This window comes from Mesorhizobium sp. ES1-1, assembly GCF_020164785.1.
Lineage (GTDB): Bacteria > Pseudomonadota > Alphaproteobacteria > Rhizobiales > Rhizobiaceae > Mesorhizobium.
Genome location: NZ_JAIUGX010000002.1, coordinates 255,736 through 272,768 on the forward strand (window position 1 = coordinate 255,736; position 17,033 = coordinate 272,768).

The following is a 17,033-nucleotide window of genomic DNA, read 5'->3' on the forward strand; positions in this document are numbered from 1 at the left end:
CATCATGTGTGCACGCTTCGCCTTGACCGCGACGCCGGATCAGACAGCGTCCTTCCTGGACATGGTGGCGGTCGAGGATTTCCCGCCACGCTACAACATTGCCCCGACCCAGCCGATATTGATGACGATGAGCGGCGTGGCCCCGGCCGTCGGATCAAATCTCCCAAACCGGCAACCCCTGCTGGTGCGATGGGGTTTGATCCCAGCCTGGGTCAAAGACGTCAGGAAATTTCCGCTGCTGTTCAACGCGCCATCCGAAACCGCGATAGAGAAGGCATCGTTCAAGGCCGCCATGCGCCATCGCCGCGCTCTGGTTCCGGCGTCCGGATTCTATGAATGGCGGCGAACCGGCGGCAGGAGGGGCCAGGCCTTCTGGATCCGGCCCAGGCAAGGCGGCCTGATTGCCTTTGCCGGCCTGATGGAAACCTATGCAGAGCCTGGCGGCTCCGAGATGGACACCGGCGCCATTCTGACCGTAACAGCCAGTGCCGACATCGCCCATATCCACGACCGCATGCCGGTCGTCATCGCTACGCGGGATTTTGAACGCTGGCTGGACTGCCAGACTCAGGAGCCGCGCGATGTCGCCGACCTGCTGCGGCCCGCACCAGCGGACTTCTTCGAGGCCATTCCAGTATCCGACCTTGTCAACAAGGTCGCCAACACCGGACCGATTATCCAGGAGAGGGGCGTAACGGCGTCCGCGGAGCCCAAAACAAACGGCAGAGGCCGGAAGCCAGGCGCGGACGGCGGTCAGATGACGCTGTTCTAGCGCAGGCCGCAATGTCGATGCGTCCGCGACCCGCCATATCCGGCGCTGGGAGCCGGGCGCGCGTCTCAGCCAGCGCGAGGCGATATGATCTTTTGCGCAGGCTTGTTCTTCTTGGCGGTGTGAAGAAGGGCGGCGACGATCGCCGCCGGGCCGATCGCGCGATAGTGCTTGGTCAGCGCCGGGTGCTTGGCGCGGCTGGACTCTTGCTTGCTTCGGAGCATGGTTTCTTCCCAGGTAACATTTCCGTGTCATCGTTGATGGCCGAATCCGACCAAATCGTGACGTCTGGTCCTCTAGCCGGCGAATGTTTCATGACTGTGCCGACATGTTTAATAAAATGTTTCACGGAGCGATTACCTGTGCTTCAGCGACGGTTTTGTTGAAACGAGCGACTTGACGGCAACACTGGGCAAGGCGATAAAGCCGCCCATGAAAACGTCTTTCGCCATTTGTGGTATTTGCATTATTGGCTAGCTTCGCGCTGGTCCGGACGTTTTCGCCTCATCTTTCCCCAGATTGGACAAACGCCCCGGCCAGCAGGCTGGAGTCCGTGTTGCGTCTCGGCGCGGTGTGGGCTTCCGAGTACAACAGACCGGGAAGGCACGAATGTCTGACGCATCCAAGGGCCTGCGCCTCCACAACACGCTAACGCGGAGCAAGCAGGACTTCGTCCCGATCGATCCGCGCAATGTGCGCATGTATGTCTGCGGCCCGACGGTCTATGACTTCGCCCATATCGGCAATGCCAGGCCGGTCATCGTCTTCGACGTGTTGTTCCGCCTGCTGCGACACGTCTATGGCGAGGCGCATGTCACTTATGTGCGCAACATCACCGATGTCGACGACAAGATCAACGCGCGCGCCCTGCGTGATTTCGGCGGCGAGATCGCTTCCGGGGCGCTTTCCCTCAACGAGGCGATCCGCCGCGTCACCGAGAAGACCGCCGATCAGTTTCACAGGGACGTTGCGGCGCTGGGCTGCCTGGAGCCCACATTCGAGCCGCGCGCTACCGATTTCGTCGAGCCGCGCGCCGATGGCAAGGCCGACATGATCACCTTGATTCAAAGCCTGATCGAACGCGGCCATGCCTATGTCGCGGCAGGAGAAGTCCTGTTCGACACCGCGTCGATGCCGGACTATGGCGAGCTCTCGAAACGCAACCTCGATGAGCAGCAGGCCGGTGCTCGCGTCGCCGTCGACGCGCACAAAAAGAGCTCAGGCGACTTCGTGCTTTGGAAACTCTCCTCGCCGGAAGAGCCGGGCTGGAAGTCTCCATGGGGCAGGGGCCGTCCGGGCTGGCATATTGAATGCTCGGCCATGTCGGCTGCCTATCTCGGCGAGGTCTTCGACATCCATGGCGGCGGTCTCGACCTGATCTTCCCGCATCACGAGAACGAAATCGCTCAGTCGCGCTGCGCCCATGGCACCGAAGCGATGGCAAGGGTCTGGATGCACAATGGCTTCCTGCAGGTCGAAGGCCAGAAGATGTCGAAGAGCCTCGGCAATTTCTATTCGATCAACGCGTTGCTGGAGACCAGGACCTTTGGCGGACGCGAATGGCCGGGCGAGGTGCTGCGGCTGGCGATGTTGATGACGCACTATCGCGAGCCGATCGATTTTTCGGTACGAAAGCTGGAAGAGGCCGAGAACACCCTGCGCAAATGGAAGCGAGCGGCGGATCTTGCGACATCACCGGCAGCCAGCTTGCCTGCCGAGGTTCTGGATGCGTTGTCTGATGATCTCGCCACCTACGCCGCCTTCCAGGTGCTGACGCGGCTGGCGGGCGAGGCGGGGGACGACAATGAGGCGGCGTCATGGCTGAAAGCGTCGCTGTTGTTTTTGGGCTTCGATGTCGCCTCCGCGACTGTGGATGAGGACAACATCTCCAGGGCAATCGCCGATCGCCTGGCACTCATCGCCGCCAAGAATTGGGCGGCGGCCGATCGCATCCGCGACGACTTGCTGGCGCAGGGCGTGCAGTTGAAGGATGGCAAGGACCCGGCTACCGGCGAACGTGTGACGACGTGGGAGGTCAAGCGGTGACGGCGGCGCCAAGGGCCTCTACAAGTTTGGCGGAGGCGCTGGTAACAGCCCATCTCCCCCCTTGCGGGGGAGATGCCCGGCAGGGCAGAGGGGGGTGTGAAGGATTGCCAACTTTTGCGTTTGTCCGTTCCAATTGTTTCTTGAGAGGGCAGCGGCCGCCGGTTGATAAGCTGGCGGGACAGCACCCCCCTCTGTCCTGCCGGACATCTCCCCCGCATGGGGGGAGATCGGCTGCTGCCCGGATTTTCGCTAATCTCCAGCGCAAGGCCGCCTGACTATGGGTCACGATCTCGTTCAGTCACGCCACCGCCGGAATGCAAAAACGATGCGTCGTGTCATGACCGAAGCAGAGTTGAAACTATGGAATGAGTTACGTGCCCATCGGCTGATGGGGATGGGCTTTCGCCGGCAGGTCCCGATTGGCCCCTATATCGTGGATTTTGCCTGCTCGGCTCATAGCCTCATTGTTGAGGTCGATGGCAGTCAACACGCGGACGCGGGGCATTTGCAATATGACGAGGCACGAAGCGTCTATTTGCAGGCCAGCGGCTGGACCATCCTGCGTTTCTGGAACGACGACGTCATTCGCGATATGGGCAATGTTTGTCAGCACATCGTAATCGAGGCCGGTTTGGCGGCTGCCCAGGTGCCGGCGAGCGAACCAGCGAGGGAGGCTGTACTATGATCGACCACCTTGGCATCATCGTTGCCGATTTCGATACGTCCAAGGCCTTCTACGACAAGGCGATGGCGCCATTGGGCGCTGCCTTACTTTACATGGTGCCGCAGGAATTCACTGGCGGCGCCATGGTTGGCGGCTATGGCCGCGACCGTCCGGTGTTCTGGCTGAATGCCGGCAAGGAGCGGCCGAAGGATCGTCAGCACGTGGCCTTTACAGCGCGCAGCCGCGCCGAAGTCGACGCTTTCCATGCGGCGGCTGGCCGCCGACGGCAGGGACAATGGCGCTCCTGGCCTGCGCCCGCACTATCATGCGAACTACTACGGCGCCTTCGTCTTCGATCCTGACGGCAACAATGTCGAGCCGTCTGCCATGAACCGGAGTGACTAAGATGAGCCTCGACAATCGGCCGATCTACACGGGTGGCTGCCAATGCGGCGCGGTTCGGTTTCGCGTCGAGGGCGCGCTTGGCGACGCCTCGGTCTGCCATTGCCGCATGTGCCAGAAGGCTTTCGGCTCTTTCTACGCACCGCTGGTTTCGGTGCATGACGCCAAGCTCGATTGGACACGCGGCGAGCCGAAATACTTCCGCTCGTCCAACAGGGTCGACCGCGGCTTTTGCGCCAATTGCGGCACGCCGCTGACTTTCACCGCACCGGACGGGGTCGGCCTCGCCATCGGCGCCTTCGACAATCCGGCGGAAATCGTGCCGCTGGTGCAGTGGGGCGTCGAGGCGAAGCTGCCCTATGTCGACGCGATTCCGCAATTGCGGGGCGAGGAGACGATGGCTGACTTGTCGTCGGCCGCCTATCTGGCCGACCTCATCTCCTACCAGCATCCCGACCACGACACTGAACAATGGCCGCCAAAGGAAAAGCCATGACCGAGACGATACGAACCGGAGGTTGCCAATGTGGAGCGGTGCGCTTCCGCGTTCATGGAGCGCTCGGCCGCCCCTCCATCTGCCACTGCCGGATGTGCCAGAAGCAGTTCGGATCGTTCTTTGGCGCGCTGGTGACGGTGCCGAAGGACGGTGTCGAATGGACCCATGAGCAGCCGAGCTATTTCCAGTCATCGGTCAACATCGATCGCGGCTTCTGCGCGCGCTGCGGCACGCCACTCACCTACAGGCAGCCCGGCGGACTGGAGATTGCCATTGGCGCCTTCGACGACCGGTCAGATCTCGCCCCGCAAATCCAGGTCAACTACGCCGCGCGGCTGCCTTGGGTGGAGACCATTTTCGATCAACCCGTCCACCAGGACCCAGACTTCTACACCAGGCAGGAATCCATCATTTCTTTCCAGCACCCCGACCATGAAACGGCGGATTGGCCAACCAAGGGTTTGCAACTATGAGCAGTCAATTGCGCACGCTCTATCCCGAGATCGAGGCTTTCGACTCCGGCATGCTCGATGTCGGCGACGGCCATCAGGTCTATTGGGAACGCTCCGGCACCAGGGGTGCCAAGCCGGCGGTTTTCCTGCATGGCGGGCCGGGCGGCACGATAGCGCCAAGACATCGGCGGCTGTTCGATCCGAAACTTTACGACGTCATCCTGTTCGACCAGCGCGGTTGCGGAAAATCGACCCCCAACGCCTCCCTCGAGGCCAACACGACCTGGCATCTGGTCGCCGACATCGAGCGTTTGCGCGAAATGGCCGGCTTCGACAAATGGCTGGTCTTCGGCGGCTCATGGGGGTCGACGCTGGCGCTGGCCTATGCGGAGACTCATCCCGAGCGTGTCAGCGAACTGGTGGTGCGCGGCATTTACACGCTCACCCGTGCCGAACTCGAATGGTACTATCAATTCGGCGTCTCGGAAATGTTCCCGGACAAATGGGAGAGGTTCCTGGCACCGATCCCGGAGGCCGAACGCGGCGGCATGATGGCCGCCTACCGCAAGCGGCTGGTGGGCGACGATCGTAAGGCGCAAATCGAAGCCGCGCGCGCCTGGAGCCTTTGGGAAGGCGAGACGATCACGCTGCTGCCGGAACCCGAAACCAGCGGCCCCTTCGGCGAGGACGACTACGCGGTCGCCTTCGCGCGCATCGAGAACCACTATTTCGTCCATGCCGGCTGGCTGGAAGAGGGACAGTTGCTGCGCGATGCCCACAAGCTGCGCGATATTCCGGGCACCATTGTCCATGGCCGCTATGACATGCCGTGCCCGGCCCGTTATGCCTGGGCGCTGCACAAGGCTTGGCCGAAGGCCGATTTCCACCTCATCGAGGGCGCCGGCCATGCCTTCTCCGAACCGGGCATCCTCGACCAGCTGATTCGGGCGACGGACAAGTTCGCGGGCAAAAAATGACCCGCGAGCGGCTTTATCTCTTCGATACGACGCTGCGCGACGGCCAGCAGACGCCGGGCGTCGACTTTTCCGTCGAGGACAAGATCGCCATCGCCGGATTGCTCGACGAGTTCGGCATGGATTATGTCGAGGGCGGCTATCCCGGCGCCAACCCAACCGACACGGCCTTCTTCCAGCAAAAGCGCACTGCGGGCGCCAAGTTTGTCGCTTTCGGAATGACCAAGCGGGCGGGGGTGTCGGCTTCGAACGATCCCGGCTTGGCGGCGCTGGTGCAGTCAAGGTCGGACGCCATCTGCTTCGTCGCAAAGAGCTGGGACTACCATGTCCGCGTCGCGCTGGGCTGCACCAATGAGGAGAATCTGGAGGCTATCAAGGCGTCGGTCGAGGCGGCTGTGGCTTCCGGCAAGGAGGCGCTCGTCGATTGTGAGCATTTCTTCGACGGCTTCAAGGCAAATCCCGACTACGCGCTTGCCTGCGCAAGGACGGCCTATGATAGCGGTGCCCGCTGGGTCGTGCTGTGCGATACAAACGGCGGCACGCAGCCCTCGGAGGTCCGCGCCATTGTCGAAAAGGTGGTCTCCTCGGGTATTCCCGGCGCCAATCTTGGCATCCATGCCCATGATGACACCGGCCAGGCCGTCGCCAATTCACTGGCCGCCGTCGAGGCGGGCGTGCGCCAGATCCAAGGCACGCTGAACGGCCTTGGTGAACGTTGCGGCAATGCCAATCTGGTCTCGATCGTGCCGACCCTGGCCCTGAAGCCGGCTTTCTCCACCCGATTCGACATCGGTATCTCGCAGCAGGCTCTTGCCGGCATATCCAGGCTCTCCCGGGCGTTCGACGAACTGCTCAACCGCGCGCCGGAAGCGCAGGCGCCCTATGTCGGCGCCTCGGCCTTCGCCACCAAGGCCGGCATCCATGCATCGGCACTGGCCAAGGAGCCGGCGACCTATGAGCATGTGCCTCCCGAAGCTGTCGGCAACCGCCGTCGCGTCATGGTTTCGGACCAGGGCGGCAAGGCTAATTTCCTGGCCGAACTGAAGCGACGGGGCATTGACGTGCCCAGGGACGATCATCGGCTCGACGCGCTGATTTCCGTGGTCAAGGAGCGTGAGGCCGAAGGCTACGCCTATGAAGGCGCCGATGCTTCATTCGAACTGCTTGCACGCAAGATGCTGCACGGCTTGCCCGAATTCTTCGCCGTTACCTCGTTTCGCTGCATGGTCGAACGCCGCTTCGACGCCAACGGCCAGCTGAAGACGGTCTCGGAGGCGATCGTAAAAGTTCTGGTCGACGGCGAGGAAAAGATGTCTGTCGCCGAAGGCCACGGCCCCATCAATGCGCTCGACCTGGCTTTGCGCAAGGACCTCGGCAAATTCCAGGGCGAGATCGCCAATCTTGAACTCGCCGATTTCAAGGTGCGTATCCTCAACGGTGGTACCGAGGCGATCACCCGCGTGCTGATAGAGTCCCATGACGGGACCGGGGCTCGCTGGTGGACGGTCGGCGTTTCCGAAAACATCATCGACGCCTCCTTCCAGGCGCTGATGGATTCCATCCTCTACAAGCTGATGAAGAACCGCGAGATGGCCGGGCTGGTGGCCGCGGAGTGATTTGAACCATCAGCGAAACTCCATTGATCCATCATAACTTTGCGATGGTTTTGCCAGGGGGACTGAGCCATAGCGTTGGCCCATGGCCATTGAAGCAACGACCCTGGATGCGAATGCAAAGGGCCGGCGCGGCTTCCTGCTCGCGCTGGGCGCCTATCTCCTGTGGGGGTTGCTGCCTTTCTATATGAAGGCCGTGGCGCATCTGCCGCTCGCCGAAGTCATCGCCAACCGCATCGTCTGGTCCGTCCCGATCGCCGCCGCTGTCCTGGTCTGGGCGGGCCGCACTGCGGATTTCAAGGCGGCGCTGCGCTCGCCGCGCACCATCGCCATGGCCGCACTCACGGCGGCTCTGATCTCGCTCAATTGGGGCATCTACGTCTGGGCGATCGCCGTCGACCGTACGGTCGAGACAGCGCTCGGCTATTACATAAATCCCTTGGTCAACGTCGTTGTCGGAGCGCTGCTGCTTGGCGAGCGGCTCGACCGACTGCGGGTCGCAGCAGTCGTGCTGGCGGCGATCGCGGTCGCGGTGCTGACCTTCGAGGGCGGCAAGCTGCCCGTGGTGTCACTGGCCTTAGCGTTTTCCTTCGCCGCCTACGGCTTCTTTCGCAAGACGTTGCCGATAGGCCCGAGCCAGGGCTTCCTGCTCGAAGTGCTTCTGCTGTCGGTGCCGGCCCTTGGCTATATCGTCTATCTGATCGCCAGCGGGCAGGACCATCTTGTGTCCGGCAATATGACCGACACGGCGTTGCTGATCGGCTGCGGCCCCGTCACGTCGGTGCCGCTGCTGCTGTTCGCCTTCGGCGCCAAGCTGTTGCGCCTCTCCACCATTGGCATCATGCAATATATCGCGCCGACCATGGTCTTCCTGATCGCCGTCCTGATCTTCAATGAGCCTTTCGACACGGTTCAAGCCATAGCCTTTGCACTGATCTGGGCAGCTTTAGCCATCTACTCCTGGTCGATGTTCCGCGGTCGGGAAAGTCGGGCGACAGTGCCCGCAGCACGGTAGAGGTCCTCCGATGTATGTCCTGCACATCGCCAACAAGAACTATTCTTCGTGGTCGCTTCGGCCATGGGTGCTGATGCGGACGCTGGACATCCCGTTCGAGGAGCGACTGACGCCATTTCCGACCGGATCGAGCTGGGATCTCTACCGGTCATTTTCGCCCAATGGCCGCGTGCCATGCCTGAGCGACGATGACCGGCCGGTCTGGGATTCCCTTGCCATCATCGAATATTTGGCGGAACGCCACCACGGCGTCTGGCCTGTCGAGGCCAGGGCGCGCGCCTGGGCGCGGTCCGCCGCGGCCGAGATGCATTCGAGCTTCACCGCGCTCCGCAACGATTGCCCGATGAATTGCGGTGTGCGTGTGGAGCCGTTCCCGATGTCGGCTGCGCTGGAACAGGATCTCTTTCGGCTCGGCGATCTCTGGAATGATGGCCTTGCCCGTTTCGCCGGCCCATTTCTGGCCGGAGCCCATTTCACCGCCGTCGATGCCTTCTTTGCCCCGGTGGCGTTTCGGGCTCAGTCCTATGGGCTCGCTTTCGAGGGTGCGGCTGCCGACTATCCGGCACGCCTGCTAGCCCTGCCGGCAATGCGCCAATGGTATGCCGACGCCATTGCCGAACCTTGGCGTGAGCCGGGCCACGAGGCGGAAGTCACGGCCGCCGGCACCATAACAGAGGATTTTCGCGCGACGGCCTAGATGTCGCGCTGTTGTCAACTTCCTCTGCCGAGCCCTCTGACGAACAAGAAGGTGGCCGCCGCGATAACCAGCGATATGCCGGTCACCACCCGGAAGCCCATCGGCGTGTCGGTCAGTGGCAGCCCACCGACATTCATGCCGAACAGGCCGGAGATGATGGTCATCGGCAGCAGCACCGCCGTCATAACGGAAAGCGCATAAAGCAGCCGGTTCGACTGCATGGTCAGCTTGGCCATCAGCTCATCCTGCAACAGCCTTGTGCGTGCCTGCAACTGCTCGCCGTCATGATAGAGCGTGTGAGCCCGCTGCGAGAGCCTCGCCGCCATGACGCTGAGCGGCTCGGGCAGTTCGTCGCGGTGGGAATGCTCAAGATGCCTGAACAGGTTGGTGAGTGTGGCCATCTGCCGATGGATCACCACCAGCTGCCGCCGCGCCTCGACCAGGGACTGCCGTTCATTGTGCCATGCATCGCGCACCACGCGATCCTCGATGCCGTCGAGCGTGTCGCCCAGCTTGCTGAGGCCGCGCGCCATGCCGTCGAGCGACTGGCCCATGACCGCTTCTATTAGCTCAGCCGGCGAACGGAATTTGCGGGCCCCGTTCTCCACCGCCTTGCGGACAGCGTCCACTGATTCGAGCGGCTGCTTGCGGGCGCCGATCAGCATCGTGTCGTTCAAGGCGAAACGGAAATGGACGAGGCCTCGCGCCTCCGAAAAATCGTGCCTCAAATCCGGCAGGTCACCAAACAGCCAGTTGTCCTCGTAGTCGATATGGCAGCCATGGCTGGGAGCGAGGAATGCATCGCGAGCCGCTGAAGACAAGGCCTTCTCGGCGCTTATCTCCTGGCGGGCATGCAGGTCGGTGATCTGGTAGCTGCGCCAAGTCCATGCCGCCTGAGCGGAATCCGTGGTACGCAGGCCGTCGGCGGAAAAATGATAGACGAAGAACAGCCCATGCTCATCCGGCATGTAAGCCGACAGATCGGTGCCTTCGGGTGCGAGAGCGATGTTCAAGGGGGGACGTGCCAGAATTGGTTTCGACGCGTGCTGCATGGCCGTCACGCAGGCAACGACCCCTAGCACGAGCAGACCTGGTTTCGTGTGACAGGTTCTTGACAGCCGATCACGCCTGCCGGTGTGGCCGGATGGTGGGGCGGCAAGTCAGTAACCGCGTCGCCTTCGGCCTTACCGGCCGCTGGCGTTCCCGCTACATCTTCTCGATCACCGACTGCACGCCTTCCGTTGGCGCGTCGACCGAAGAGCCAGCAACCATGATGGCGGCGACGATCGCTTCGGGGTCTTCCACCACCAGCGGCTTGACCCGCTGCGCGGTATGGATGAAGCCCTCCGTCGCCATGTGATCAAGCAACGCCAGCATGGGATCCCAGAACCCGTTGACATTGCCGAAGACGATGGGCTTGCGGTGATGTCCAAGCTGGGCCCAGGTCATGATCTCGACGATCTCTTCGACCGTACCGATACCGCCGGGCAGCGCCACAAAGGCGTCGGATTTCTCGAACATGCTGTGTTTGCGCTCATGCATGTTCTCGGTGATCAGCAACTCGTCGAGGCGGTCCAGCGCGGTTTCGGTTGCCTCCCGGTTGATCAGGAAGCGCGGGATGATGCCCGTCACCTTGCCGCCGGCCTTGAGCGCACCTTCAGCGACGGCGCCCATGATGCCCTTGGTGCCGCCGCCATAGATCAGCCTCAGCCCTGCCTTGGCAATCGAGCGTCCGAGCAGGTGTCCGGCCTTGACATGAATTCCATCGCGGCCCGGAGATGAGCCGCAATAGACGCAGATGGATCGAATCGTGTTCATGCCGATGATTGGTGATAGTCTGTGAAAGTGTGGTCAAGCCCCAGACGCTCACAAGCATGGCCTTTTTCTGTAGGCCCCTTTTTCTTGTCGGCCTTGGGAAAACACGCTAGACCGGCTTTAGGTGGCTAAGGGGTAGGGGAAAAATGGCAACTAATCCACTAAGGGTGTTCCTGTTCGCGGCGGGTGGGACCGTTGCGGTCGCGGGAGCCGCCTATGTATCGGGCGCACTCGACCCGTATCTCGACAGCTCCCCGCCGGCGCAAGTGGCCGCATTGCCTGCGCCCGAGACCCCCAAACCGGCCGATCCCGGCACGGAAGGTCGGCTGCCTGCTGCGCCGGCGTCGCCGGCTGCTCCCGCCACTGCCCCCCAGGCAACGGCTCCGGCCGCACCGACCGCGCCAGCCGCCGAGGCGCCCGCCGCCGGCGCGCCTGCCACGGATGCGACGGCTCCGGTCGCACCGGCAGCCGATGCGGCGGCTCCCGCCGCACCCGCCACGGCCGGCCCGGTCGCACCGACATTCGATGTCGTGCGCGTCGAAAGCAACGGTTCCATTGTCGTCGCAGGCAATGCGGCGCCCAATTCCAAGGTTGAGATCCTCAACGGCGCGACCGTCCTCGGTTCGACGGTCGCCGGCCCCGATGGCGCCTTCGTCATCGTGCTGGACGATCCGCTCAAGCCGGGCGACTACACAATCGCGCTCCGCGCAGTCGCCGGCGATGTCGTGACCGCTTCGGCGCAGACAGCTGTCGTCTCGGTTCCCAAGGATGCCGCCGGTCAGGTCCTGGCCATGGTCGAGGAACCCGGCAAGCCAGCGGAACTGCTCACCGTTCCGGCGCCCGAGACCAAGCCCGCGGCACCGGCCGCCGGTGATCAGGCGGCTACTCCGGCCCCGGCTGCTGCGGCGACGCCGCCATCACCGGCGTCTGCCGCTCCGGCACCCGCTGCAACAGCCCCGGCGCCGGCTGCCGAAGCTGCGCCAGCTCCTGCTGCGCCGGCTCCTGCCGTGGCCGCAAAGCCGCCCTTCGCACCCCTGGCGGAACCCAAGATCGTCGTCGAGGCGGTCGAGATCGACGGCAACAAGATTTTCGTCGCCGGTCTTGCCGATCCGGGGCGTAAGGTGCGGGCTTATGCCAATGACATCCTGCTTGGTGACGCGCTGACATCGCCGGACGGTCATTTCCTGGTCGAGGCGACACGCGACATTCCGGTCGGCAGCTATACCATCCATGTCGACGGTCTCGATGCCGACGGAGCCAAGGTGGTGGCTCGTGCCGCCGTGCCGTTCGAACGCGAACCGGGGGAGGCGATCGCCGCAGTGGCACCTGCCGAGACCAAGCCCGCCCAAACCAAGCCCACCGAGACCAAGCCGGCCGAGGCTAACCCACCCCCAGCCGCCGTCGCCAGTTCGCCCGCTGCTCCGGCTACATCAAAGCCTGCCGTTGCCGAGGCCGCGCCAGCCGATTCCGCATCGACTCCCGCCGCACCGGCCACCGACGCGCCAACGCCAGCTCCGCCCGTCGCCGCCGCTGTGGGTGACACGACAGCTGTACCGCCTGCACCGGAAGCTTCGGCAGTTGTTGCCTCTGCCACACCGCCAGCCGACGTGCCCGAAGTCGTGTCGCCAAAGCTGGAGCACAGCGACGGTGCCGTCATCATCCGGCGTCATGATACGTTGTGGCGGATTTCGCGGCGCGTCTACGGCCATGGCGTGCGCTACTCGACCATCTACCTCGCCAACCAGGACCAGATCAGCGATCCCGACCGCATCTGGCCGGGTCAGGTGTTCAAGGTCCCCGAAACGTCGAAGGAAGGTGAAGCCGCCGACCTCAAGGCCATGGGCGAGCAGGCCACGACGACACCGACCAAGACCAATTGAGGCGTTGCCAATGCTTACCTTCGGAGACCGTCCGGGGGCGAGTTGCGGTTCTCGCGGCACAATGTCCGGGGCATCGATCGCTCGCTGCCCTTAAGGCCAGCTTGCCGTCGGTTCGGTCATCGTCTATCGCCGATGGACGATGACCGAATCCATTGTTCAGCCCTGCAGCCATAACCGTGTCACGGACGTTCCGGACAGCCGCGCTGTTGCTGTATGGCTCGCCGCGCTTTCGCATCCTGCGCGGATCGAAATCATAAAACATCTGTCGGCCAGCAACTCCTGCTGTTGCCGCGACGTGGTCGATCATCTCGACCTGGCGCAGTCGACCGTTTCCCAGCATCTGAAGATACTGGTTGATGCCGGTCTTGTCCGCTTCGCGCCCGACCGCCAGCGCTCGCGCTATGAAGTCGATCGCTCCGGCCTCGCCAAAGTCTCGGCATCGCTTGCCGCGCTCGTCAATTCCTGCTGCACCGGCCGCTGAAAGATAAGAAGAAAGCACCAGAATGGCCGAAAAAACCGTCTCAGCCGACAGCTCCACATTCAAGACGATGATCAATCTGTGGCCCTATATGTGGCCGGCGGATCGGCCCGACCTCAGGGCGCGGGTGACATGGGCGACGCTTCTGCTGGTCGTCGCAAAGCTCACGCTGGTGGCCGGACCTTATTTCTTCAAATGGGCGACCGATGCGCTGGCCGGCGATTCCAAGTCGGTGCCGCCACTGCCCACCTTCCTGCTCGCGCCCGTCATGCTGGTCGTCGCCTATAATGTCGTGCGCCTGGTGCAACTCGGTTTCAATCAGTTGCGCGACGCCCTTTTTGCGCGTGTCGGACAATACGCGGTGCGGCAACTCGCCTTCCGCACCTTCGTTCACATGCACGAATTGTCGCTGCGCTTCCATCTCGAGCGGCGCACCGGCGGCCTGTCACGCATCATCGAGCGCGGCACCAAGGGTATCGAGACGATCGTGCGCTTCATCATGCTCAACACGGCGCCGACGATCCTGGAATTCGGACTGACGACGGGCATCTTCGCCTATACCTATGGCTGGAAATACGTGGCCGTGGTCGCGGTCACCGTCTTCCTCTATGTATGGTTCACGGTGCGCGCCAGCGACTGGCGCATATCAATCCGTCGCGACATGAACGACAGCGATACCGACGCCAACACCAAGGCCATCGACTCGCTGCTCAACTACGAGACGGTCAAGTATTTCAACAATGAAGGCATGGAGGCAGAGCGGTTCGACCGCTCGATGGCGCGCTATGAGATCGCGGCGACGAGAATCTGGACCTCGCTCGGCTGGCTGAATTTCGGCCAGGGCGTCATCTTCGGTCTCGGCACCGTTATCGTCATGTGCATGTCGGCGCTGGAGGTGCAGGCAGGCACCCAAACGGTCGGCGATTTCGTCTTCATCAATGCCATGTTGATCCAGCTTTCCGTGCCGCTTAACTTTATCGGCTTCATCTACCGCGAAATCCGCCAGGGCCTGACCGACATCGAGCAGATGTTCGACCTGCTCGACGTGCCCCCGGAAATCGTCGACAAGCCGGGCGCCAAGCCGCTGGTTGTCCAAGCCGGCACGGTGGAATTCCGCGACGTGAATTTCTCCTATGATCCGAACCGCAAGATTCTGAAAGGCGTCAGCTTCGAAGTCCCGGCCGGCAAGACAGTGGCCATCGTCGGCCCGTCCGGCGCCGGCAAGTCGACCATCTCGCGGCTGCTGTTCCGCTTCTACGACGTCCAGTCCGGCCAGGTGCTGATCGACGGTCAGGATGTACGCGACGTGACGCAGGAAAGCCTGCGGGCGGTGATCGGCATGGTGCCGCAGGACACGGTGCTGTTCAACGACACGATCACCTACAACATCCGCTATGGGCGCGTCGGCGCGAGCGAGGAAGACGTACGCAAGGCGGCCGAACTCGCCCAGATCGGCCCATTCATCGAGCGTCTGCCCGATGGCTACAAATCGATGGTCGGCGAACGCGGGCTGAAGCTCTCGGGTGGCGAGAAACAGCGCGTCGCCATCGCCCGCACCATCTTGAAGGCGCCGCCGATCCTGATGCTGGACGAGGCGACCTCGGCACTCGACAGCCACACCGAACAGGAGATCCAGGCGGCTCTCGATCTGGTCAGCCGTGGCCGCACCACCATCGTCATCGCCCACCGCCTCTCGACCGTGATTTCCGCCGACGAGATCATCGTCCTGCAGGATGGCCAGATCGCCGAACGTGGCACGCACGCCGATCTGATGCGCAAGCATGGCCTCTACGCCTCGATGTGGGACCGCCAGCGCGAGGCGACCGAGGCCGAGGAGCGGCTGCGCATCGCCCGCGAGGGAGACGAACTGGGCGTCATCGTGCGTCGACGCACCTCGGAGGTGAGCTGATCATCCCGCGGTGTCTTCCTCCGTCCCGACAAGCAGCGAAGCCTGGCAGGGACTGATCGGATCGAGCTCGGAGATCATTACGCCTACTCGCTCTACTGGCGAGTGATGGTTCCAGACAGCGGGTTTCCCAAACTCACCGATCACTAGTTCTCGCTGCGGTATGCGCCGTGATCGATCTTCGCCCTGCCGCGGCCAATGCGACGCCAGCCATTGTTGCGTTGCGGGAAGGGGGGCTTTCGGCTATTGAGGCCCCACCCGAAACGGAGCCGCCCCAGCCCGATGAGCCTTGTCGATACGGTCAAGAACGTGTTCGTGCCGATCCATCGCGAGGGCTACCCCTTCATCGCGGCTTTCGGGGCGGCGACCCTTTTCCTCGGCTATTTTTCCTCGATCCTGTTTTGGATCGGCCTGATCCTGACCGCCTGGTGCGTCTATTTCTTCCGTGACCCCGAACGCGTCACCCCGGTCGACGACCGCCTGGTGGTCAGCCCCGCCGACGGCATCGTCTCGGCAGTCGGGCCGGCGGTGCCGCCGCGCGAGCTAGGCCTCGGCAATATCGAGATGACCCGCATCTCGGTGTTCATGAACGTCTTTTCCTGCCATGTGAACCGCGCCCCGGTGCGAGGCCGCATCGCCAAGATCGAACATCGGCCGGGAAAATTCCTCAACGCCGAACTCGACAAGGCGAGCACCGAAAACGAGCGTAACGGCCTGGTCATAGAAAGCCCCAACGGCACCGTGGCCGCTGTCCAGATCGCCGGCTTGGTCGCCCGCCGCATCGTGTGCTGGGCCGAGGCCGGCGGCTCGATCGCCATCGGCGAGCGTTTTGGCCTGATCCGCTTCGGTTCGCGCGTCGACGTCTTCCTGCCTTTGACCGCCACGCCGCGTGTCGCGGTAGGCCAGACGGCGGTCGGCGGTGAAACTGTCCTGGCCGAATTCGGTGGTGTTACGGGCACGCCTCTCGTGCGGATTTCCTGAACGGTGGGCACGCAATATAAGAAGTTCGAAGCCCATGGCAGCGGCGGCCCGCGCATCCGCGAAATCCCCATGCGCATGGTTCTGCCCAACCTGGTCACCGTGCTTGCCATCTGTGCCGGCCTGTCCGGCATCCGCTTCGGCTTCGAGGGACGCTTCGAGCCGGCGGTGGTGATGGTGCTGCTCGCGGCGTTCCTCGACGGCATTGACGGGCGCCTTGCGCGGATGCTGAAGGCGACCTCCAAATTCGGCGCGCAGATGGATTCGCTTGCCGACATCGTCAATTTCGGCGTGGCGCCGGCTCTGGTGCTCTATGCCTTCCTGCTCGATCGTGCCGGATCGCCGGGCTGGATCGCGGTCCTTCTGTTTGCCATCGCATGCGGGCTGCGACTTGCCCGCTTCAACGTGCTCGACGAGGATTCCGATCGCCCAGTCTGGCAGTCCGAATATTTCGTCGGCGTGCCGGCGCCGGCCGGCGCCGTGCTGGTGATGCTGCCGCTTTATCTCTCCTTCCTGCGCGTCGGCTTGGAACCGGGCCGTCCGGCAGCCTTCGTTGCCGCCGGCTTCACCGTATTGGTGGCATTCCTGCTGGTCAGCCGGTTGCCTGTCTATTCCGGCAAGAGCTTGAAGGTGCCGGGCGACAGGGTGCTGCCGATCATCCTCGGCGTCGTGCTCTATGTTCTCCTGCTGATGACTTATCCCTGGTACACGCTGACCGCCTCGGTCGCCGGTTACCTCGTCTTCCTGCCCTTCAGCGTGCTTGCCTACTCCAAGCGCGCGAAACGGGAAGGCGAGAGGGTTCCGCCTTCCGACATAGGTTAGAAAATCCGTCGAAGTTGTTGATCCGA

17 protein-coding genes and 1 pseudogene are annotated in these 17,033 nt (G+C 63.0%); 15 read left to right on the plus strand and 3 right to left on the minus strand.

All coding sequences use genetic code 11. From position 1 onward, the window contains the following. The first annotated feature begins 4 nt into the window (after window positions 1-4). Window positions 5-772, plus strand: a complete 768-nt coding sequence (locus LB513_RS03960; protein ID WP_224662165.1) for an SOS response-associated peptidase — start codon at window positions 5-7, stop codon at window positions 770-772. Window positions 773-837: 65 nt separating this feature from the next. Here the strand turns inward: LB513_RS03960 and LB513_RS03965 are convergent, their stop codons facing one another. Continuing rightward, complete coding sequence (locus LB513_RS03965) at window positions 838-993, minus strand: hypothetical protein (protein ID WP_224662166.1); 156 nt, start codon at window positions 991-993, stop codon at window positions 838-840. Between the two features lie 385 nt (window positions 994-1,378). On the opposite strand from LB513_RS03965, the gene cysS reads away from it, so the two are divergent. The 9 genes and pseudogenes from cysS (at window position 1,379) to LB513_RS04010 (ending at window position 9,128) form a co-directional block, all read left to right on the plus strand. Beyond that, window positions 1,379-2,815, plus strand: coding sequence for a cysteine--tRNA ligase (gene cysS / locus LB513_RS03970; protein ID WP_224662167.1), 1,437 nt, complete (start codon window positions 1,379-1,381; stop codon window positions 2,813-2,815). Between the two features lie 277 nt (window positions 2,816-3,092). Further along, window positions 3,093-3,500, plus strand: coding sequence for an endonuclease domain-containing protein (locus LB513_RS03975; RefSeq protein ID WP_224662168.1), 408 nt, complete (start codon window positions 3,093-3,095; stop codon window positions 3,498-3,500). Next, window positions 3,497-3,880 (plus strand): annotated as a pseudogene (locus tag LB513_RS03980) (VOC family protein). Before LB513_RS03975 ends, LB513_RS03980 begins: the two are co-directional and overlap by 4 nt. Before the next feature lie 5 nt (window positions 3,881-3,885). Beyond that, window positions 3,886-4,377, plus strand: a complete 492-nt coding sequence (locus LB513_RS03985) for a GFA family protein (protein WP_224662169.1) — start codon at window positions 3,886-3,888, stop codon at window positions 4,375-4,377. Continuing rightward, window positions 4,374-4,850, plus strand: a complete 477-nt coding sequence (locus LB513_RS03990) for a GFA family protein (RefSeq protein ID WP_224662170.1) — start codon at window positions 4,374-4,376, stop codon at window positions 4,848-4,850. The genes LB513_RS03985 and LB513_RS03990 overlap by 4 nt, the downstream gene beginning before the upstream one ends. After that, window positions 4,847-5,806: a prolyl aminopeptidase gene (pip, locus tag LB513_RS03995; protein ID WP_224662171.1), complete on the plus strand. Its 960-nt coding sequence runs from the start codon at window positions 4,847-4,849 to the stop codon at window positions 5,804-5,806. Before LB513_RS03990 ends, pip begins: the two co-directional genes overlap by 4 nt. Further along, complete coding sequence (gene cimA, locus LB513_RS04000) at window positions 5,803-7,419, plus strand: citramalate synthase (protein ID WP_224662172.1); 1,617 nt, start codon at window positions 5,803-5,805, stop codon at window positions 7,417-7,419. The genes pip and cimA overlap by 4 nt, the downstream gene beginning before the upstream one ends. An 82-nt stretch (window positions 7,420-7,501) precedes the next feature. Further along, window positions 7,502-8,431: an EamA family transporter RarD gene (rarD, locus tag LB513_RS04005; RefSeq protein WP_224662173.1), complete on the plus strand. Its 930-nt coding sequence runs from the start codon at window positions 7,502-7,504 to the stop codon at window positions 8,429-8,431. A gap of 10 nt (window positions 8,432-8,441) precedes the next feature. Further along, window positions 8,442-9,128: a glutathione S-transferase family protein gene (locus LB513_RS04010; RefSeq protein WP_224662174.1), complete on the plus strand. Its 687-nt coding sequence runs from the start codon at window positions 8,442-8,444 to the stop codon at window positions 9,126-9,128. A gap of 14 nt (window positions 9,129-9,142) precedes the next feature. On the opposite strand, the gene LB513_RS04015 is transcribed toward LB513_RS04010, so the two are convergent. Beyond that, complete coding sequence (locus LB513_RS04015) at window positions 9,143-10,141, minus strand: transporter (protein WP_224662175.1); 999 nt, start codon at window positions 10,139-10,141, stop codon at window positions 9,143-9,145. 193 nt (window positions 10,142-10,334) lie between these two features. After that, window positions 10,335-10,946 carry a TIGR00730 family Rossman fold protein gene (locus tag LB513_RS04020; protein ID WP_224662176.1) on the minus strand — a complete coding sequence of 204 codons (612 nt, stop codon included), beginning with the start codon at window positions 10,944-10,946 and terminating at the stop codon, window positions 10,335-10,337. Window positions 10,947-11,089: 143 nt separating this feature from the next. Between LB513_RS04020 and LB513_RS04025 the strand changes: the two genes are divergently transcribed. The 5 genes from LB513_RS04025 to LB513_RS04045 all read left to right on the plus strand — a co-directional run bounded on the left by LB513_RS04025 (window position 11,090) and on the right by LB513_RS04045 (window position 17,007). Beyond that, a complete protein-coding gene (locus tag LB513_RS04025; RefSeq protein ID WP_224662177.1) occupies window positions 11,090-12,823 on the plus strand; it encodes a LysM peptidoglycan-binding domain-containing protein in 1,734 nt (577 codons plus the stop codon). A gap of 139 nt (window positions 12,824-12,962) precedes the next feature. Continuing rightward, window positions 12,963-13,304 (plus strand): ArsR/SmtB family transcription factor, encoded by a 342-nt coding sequence (locus LB513_RS04030; protein WP_224662178.1) that lies wholly within the window; start codon window positions 12,963-12,965, stop codon window positions 13,302-13,304. A 22-nt stretch (window positions 13,305-13,326) separates the two neighbouring features. Further along, on the plus strand, window positions 13,327-15,210 hold the full coding sequence (locus tag LB513_RS04035) for an ABCB family ABC transporter ATP-binding protein/permease (RefSeq protein ID WP_224662179.1): 1,884 nt from the start codon (window positions 13,327-13,329) through the stop codon (window positions 15,208-15,210). Window positions 15,211-15,405: 195 nt separating this feature from the next. After that, window positions 15,406-16,188 carry a phosphatidylserine decarboxylase gene (locus LB513_RS04040; RefSeq protein ID WP_224662180.1) on the plus strand — a complete coding sequence of 261 codons (783 nt, stop codon included), beginning with the start codon at window positions 15,406-15,408 and terminating at the stop codon, window positions 16,186-16,188. Window positions 16,189-16,191: 3 nt separating this feature from the next. Next, complete coding sequence (locus LB513_RS04045) at window positions 16,192-17,007, plus strand: CDP-alcohol phosphatidyltransferase family protein (protein WP_224662181.1); 816 nt, start codon at window positions 16,192-16,194, stop codon at window positions 17,005-17,007. The last annotated feature ends 26 nt before the right edge of the window (window positions 17,008-17,033 follow it).